Annotated in this window: 5 protein-coding genes, 1 pseudogene and 1 riboswitch; of the genes and pseudogenes, 2 read left to right on the top strand and 4 right to left on the bottom strand. The window is 63.5% G+C overall.

All coding sequences use genetic code 11. The features are described 5' to 3' along the window. Positions 1-34: 34 nt before the first annotated feature. Positions 35-436 carry a hypothetical protein gene (locus A5777_RS14440; protein WP_231895071.1) on the bottom strand — a complete coding sequence of 134 codons (402 nt, stop codon included), beginning with the start codon at positions 434-436 and terminating at the stop codon, positions 35-37. 21 nt (positions 437-457) lie between these two features. Then, a riboswitch (SAM riboswitch) is annotated at positions 458-567 on the bottom strand. A gap of 252 nt (positions 568-819) precedes the next feature. Between A5777_RS14440 and A5777_RS14435 the strand changes: the two genes are divergently transcribed. Then, positions 820-1,281 carry a hypothetical protein gene (locus A5777_RS14435; RefSeq protein ID WP_064863193.1) on the top strand — a complete coding sequence of 154 codons (462 nt, stop codon included), beginning with the start codon at positions 820-822 and terminating at the stop codon, positions 1,279-1,281. 83 nt (positions 1,282-1,364) lie between these two features. Here A5777_RS14435 and A5777_RS14430 read toward each other — a convergent pair whose 3' ends face one another. The 3 genes from A5777_RS14430 to A5777_RS14420 all read right to left on the bottom strand — a co-directional run bounded on the left by A5777_RS14430 (position 1,365) and on the right by A5777_RS14420 (position 4,472). Then, positions 1,365-1,931, bottom strand: coding sequence for a hypothetical protein (locus tag A5777_RS14430; RefSeq protein WP_231894665.1), 567 nt, complete (start codon positions 1,929-1,931; stop codon positions 1,365-1,367). Between the two features lie 99 nt (positions 1,932-2,030). Beyond that, positions 2,031-3,992, bottom strand: coding sequence for a gamma-glutamyltransferase family protein (locus tag A5777_RS14425; RefSeq protein ID WP_064863191.1), 1,962 nt, complete (start codon positions 3,990-3,992; stop codon positions 2,031-2,033). An 84-nt stretch (positions 3,993-4,076) separates the two neighbouring features. Then, positions 4,077-4,472 carry a TerD family protein gene (locus tag A5777_RS14420; protein WP_064863190.1) on the bottom strand — a complete coding sequence of 132 codons (396 nt, stop codon included), beginning with the start codon at positions 4,470-4,472 and terminating at the stop codon, positions 4,077-4,079. On the opposite strand from A5777_RS14420, the pseudogene A5777_RS14415 reads away from it, so the two are divergent. Continuing rightward, a pseudogene (locus tag A5777_RS14415) lies at positions 4,465-4,686 on the top strand (IS256 family transposase); the annotation flags it as partial. The gene A5777_RS14420 and the pseudogene A5777_RS14415 overlap by 8 nt on opposite strands.

Here is a 4,686-nt window from a genome sequence, read left to right as displayed (position 1 = left end):
ATTCCCATTCTGTCACTCAGACAGGGCATTTCGTCTATCCCTCACCGCCCAAACGAATACGAATCGGTGGATCGAGGATAAGCCAGACATAGCCCGCGCTCAACGTCGACAGGATGGGATTCGACGACAGGCGCATCACTGCGAGCAGGATTCCTAATGCGAAGCCGCACACCATGACAGCGGCGGTCAACCACAGCGTGAGTCCGAGTCCGCGCAGAATCGAGTCGTGGAAAAAGTAGTTGCCGACCACATCCCACTGGAATCGTGGGTTGGTGAACAACGTGTGCACCAGCATCGCGGCTAGTACCAACACGATGGCGCTGCTCACCCACTGGCCGGGCTTGCGGGCCTTGACCAGCTTGGCGGAGAGCAGATCCGCGTCGTCCGGCCCGCGAGTGAGCGGGCGCGCGTGCGCGGCGGTGAGTTCGGTGGTCACAGTTATCGGTCTTCGTCCTCGGCGTCGTCGTTACGGGCGATCGAATCCCGTCGGGTTGTCACCTGGAGCACCCCACCACGACGGAGGGTTGCTGGTCAGCAAGCCAGGGCTGGGCGCTGACGCTCATAACCGATGCCAGGTTAGTTCCAGGTCGACGCCGCGCCGAGGGTATGAATCTGCGCGATTCTTAGGGACGCGAATCAGAGCGACTGGGCGTTCGGCGCCAATTGCAGGACTGTCGTACGTTCAGGTGGATTAGCTCAAAATCGGACGAAACGACTCCGCAACCGACATCTGTTGATGCAGCGCCTTCGATCCTCTCGGGGTGGCAGCGATTAGGCTTTCAGTGTCGCTGACAAGAATCGTCGAAGCTGAGGAATCCGATGCCCGAGCTATTCGAGATCACCCGCCTGATCTGGGCCAAACCGTCGGCGATCTTTGAACTTCTGACCTCGCCGGAAGGTCACGTCGCCATCGACAGCTCTGGCATGTTGCAAAGTGCGGAGGGCTCGCCGGTCAGCGCGGTGGATGACGAATTCGTCGTCCACATGGACCGTGAGTCACTCAACGATCTCCCGATGGGCAAGTACGACGTCCGGGTGATCATCACGGGATTCGAGCAGGACCGCTGGATCGAGTGGACGATCATCGGCACGGTCCGCCCGCCCCTCGATCACCGGTACGGCTACCGGCTCGAACCGATCGAAGAAGGCACACTGGTCACGTCGTACTACGACTGGAGCCGTGTCACCAACGAGGACATCAAGGGCCGGTTCCCGATCATCCCCGAGGCCGGCTTGCGCGCGACGCTAGGAATTCTGGCGCGGACGGTGGAGACGCACTGACACTCAGCAGTTGCGTGGGATCCACGGGGGCATTTTCGGTACCCAGGATCCCACGCAACATGATCGCGCGGCTCGGCCAGGTCTCAGACGACGACGAAGGGCCTTCCTGAGCACGTTGCACGGGTGACCGCGCCCGACGATCCGGTGTTGGCCTGGCCGCGGTTGGTCACGTCGGCTCTGACGACGATCCGACCGGGGCCGGTGTGCACGCGTTCCGCGTACGCGATGGACACCTCACCGCGGACCGGCGTGCGGCCGATCGCCACTCCGGTCTGTCCGGAGTTGAGGTTGCGCCACGTGAAACGGACGGTTTGGTCGAAGGCCGGTGTGAAGAGTTGGTTGGCGTTCAGAAATTCGAAATCGACCTTGCCGTGGTCGATTACCCGCCTCGTGGGGTTCTCGACGACGCGGCCCGACTGGCCGACGCGGAGGAGGTTGGCGATGGGCAGCGGCGGAAAGTAGGGATTCTGAGAGGTCGTCGAACACACCGTGAGCGGCGGAGCTGGGTTGTAGGGCGCGGCGGCCGCCTGCCCCGCGGCCAGTCCGACGCCGACCATCGCGCTTGCGGTGACGATGAATGCCCCTGCAGTTCGAGACCCGAAGGCTCGCCAGGTCCTGGTGCGCCCTGTCGATGATTGCTGTGCCACCATTCGCTTCTCCTTCAGTGCCTCGGTACTGCCTGGACATACGGAGTGTCGTGGTACGACGACGAGGCGTTAACCGGAGTCATTCAAACGTGGCACCACGCATCACTTCAGCGACGCGTCGTCACCCATCACGGCACCCTCTCGACGCGGATCGGCCCCGCCGAGCCACCCGTTGCCTGAGCGCCGCAGTGCACTGAGCCCGCTGGACGGATCGTCGACCGATACCTGTTCGCCGCGTTCGCGTAGACCCTTCACGAGTGGATCGTCGGCGCCGTCGTTCGTAGTGTTAACGAGTGGGTGTTCACCACCGACGTTCGACGTCGGGGTGTTGGCTGTGCCCAAGTCGATCATCGAGACGGCCTGCTGTGGGTTGAGTTTCCAATCCAGCATTCCAACAAGCGTTTTCACGACGAACTGGATGATCACGGAGCCGCCGGGTGAGCCGAGCGCGGCCGTCAGGGTATCTGGCTCACCGCTGGCTCCCGGCTGCATGACGAGGGTCGGTGCCATCGATGATCGCGGCCGCTTGCCCGGCGAAACCCGGTTGGCGAGAAGCGCTCCGGTCTCGTCGCGCGGCTCCGCGGAGAAGTCGGTGAGCTGGTTGTTGAGGATGAAGCCGTCGACCATGTGAAAGCTGCCGAACGCCGATTCAACGGTTGTCGTCATCGACGCCACGTTGCCGTACTTGTCGGCGACAGTGATGTGGCTGGTTCCGTGTTCTGTGCCGGTGTAGGAACCGAGCGGGACCTCACCGAGGTCTCCGGGCTGCGCCTTCCCGAGCGACGTGTTCGGTTTGATCAGTGCCGCACGCTGTTTCAGGTAGGTCGGATCGAGCATCGTCGCAACACCCTTGCCCGGCAACGGGATGAAGTCGGGGTCGACGATGTACTTGTCGCGGTCGGCGTAGGCCAGGCGCTCCGCCTCGTTGATCAGATGCACCGCTTCAGGATTCGGGTGCCCACCGTCGCGGTCGACGCCTGTCGGGGGCATCGACGGGATGTCGAAGTTGGAAAGGATGCCCATCGTCGCAGCAACCGTGATCCCGCCCGACGACGGCCCGGGCATCGCCACGATGCGGTGTCCGTGGTACTCCGTCGACACCGGCTCGCGACGCATCGCCTTGTAGTTCTTGAGGTCGTCGGTGGTGAGGAGACTCGGGGTCATGCCGTTCGACGTCGAGCCGGCCTTGGCGACGATCGCGTCGGCGATGGGTCCGGAGTACAGGGCTTGCGCGCCGTCGGTTGCCAAGGCGCCCAGCGTCTTTGCGTAGGCGGGGTTGGTCAACTTGGTGCCGGCGGCCTTGGGCGTTCCGTCGGGGTTGAGGAAGTACGAGCGGGCGTCGTCGTCGGCCTTGAGGTCTTTGGCGGATTCGGCGATTGCGGTTGCGAGGCGTGGCGAGATGTCGAAGCCGTTGTCGGAGAGGCTGACTGCAGGGTTGAAGAGATCCTTCCAAGCGGTACGACCATGTTCGTTATGGATCTCTTCGAGCATCCGTACTGCGCCAGGGACGCCGATGGAGCGGCCCGAGGCGCGGGCGCTCGGAATGGGTGCTCGTTGGTCGGTGGGGCTGATGTAGCGCAGGTAGTCCTCGGTGGCGGCGGCTGGCGCAGTCTCTCGGCCGTCGTAGGCGTTGACCTTGTGGGCCTTCGCGTCGTAGTACAGCGCGAACGATCCACCGCCGATGCCCGACGACTGCGGCTCGACGAGGCCGAGGACCATCTGCGCGGCCACGAGTGCGTCGGCCGCCGTGCCGCCATCGCGCAGCGTCTCGCAGGCGGCCTTGGTGGCGAGCGGGTTGGCGGTCGCCGCGGCGTAGGTGTTGGTCTGCACGGACTGCATGCCGGTGCGGTAGCCGGTAGCGGCCTCGGGTCTGGTGGAGATGTCCTGGGACGACTTTGGCGCCGCGCTGGAGTCGGTCTGAGTGCCCGTCGGAATCTCACCGCAGGTGACCGACGGTTGGGCGGCGTCGTCGTTTGTTGACGAGCATCCGGCGAGGATGAGCGCTGGCGCGATGGCCAACGCTGCGGCGCGGAGGAGAGGGCTAGTGTGCGGTGGACGGCGCATACAGGTCAAGGGTAGAAGCATCCGGTCGCGACTGAAGGACGAACGAGTCCATCACGTGTACCGCCCCGAGTCGATGCGGATCGGTCAGTCCTCAACCTCGACGCCGTACCGAGTTGCAAAGCCAGCGAGATCGTCGTCGTAACCCTGTCCGACCATCCGCAACCGCCAGACGTCACGTCGTCGATAGACCTCGGCGATAATCATCGACCTCTCAGTGGTCGCTGCATCGAGTACCGCGCTCGCAATCCCGGCGTCAGGTGTAGTGACTTCTACTGCTAGCGCGCCAAGTTCGCCGAAAGTCTCGTCCTCGATCGCGGCACCCACAGCAATCCGTGAAACGTCTTCGGGTACGACTCGGAGGTCGACCGATACTCCTTGCTCGCGATCGCCGTCGATGGAGAGAGTTAGAGCGGTCAGGGGGGGTGTCAGATGGTCTGTGTAAGTCCAGTGCTCATCAGTGAGAGGAAGATTTATGAGCATGGCGTTAGACGACAAGCAGCAGGACAACGACGACCACCAACAGCTGCCTGAGCTCGCAGAGCCGCGCTCGACCGCCGAGGTGGCCGAAGCGCTGCAGGCCTCGGGCATGGTCGATGAGTTGTTGGCCCAGATCGATTCCGGCCAGGTCCAAATCACCGGCGACGGCGGCCTGATTCCAGGTCTGATCAAACTCGCCCTCGAACGTGGGCTGAAA

The organism is Gordonia sp. 852002-10350_SCH5691597 (assembly GCF_001665715.1).
GTDB classification, from domain to species: Bacteria; Actinomycetota; Actinomycetes; order Mycobacteriales; family Mycobacteriaceae; genus Gordonia; species Gordonia sputi.
Note: the sequence above shows the minus strand (reverse complement) of the source record. Positions and strands in the feature narration are given on the sequence as shown.

Bases quoted from the DNA above. Each gene is read 5' to 3' on its own strand.
- A5777_RS14425 (WP_064863191.1), bottom strand. From the start codon at position 3,992: ATGCGCCGTCCACCGCACACTAGCCCTCTCCTCCGCGCCGCAGCGTTG.
- A5777_RS14435 (WP_064863193.1), top strand. From the start codon at position 820: ATGCCCGAGCTATTCGAGATCACCCGCCTGATCTGGGCCAAACCGTCG.
- A5777_RS14420 (WP_064863190.1), bottom strand. From the start codon at position 4,472: ATGCTCATAAATCTTCCTCTCACTGATGAGCACTGGACTTACACAGAC.
- A5777_RS14430 (WP_231894665.1), bottom strand. From the start codon at position 1,931: ATGGTGGCACAGCAATCATCGACAGGGCGCACCAGGACCTGGCGAGCC.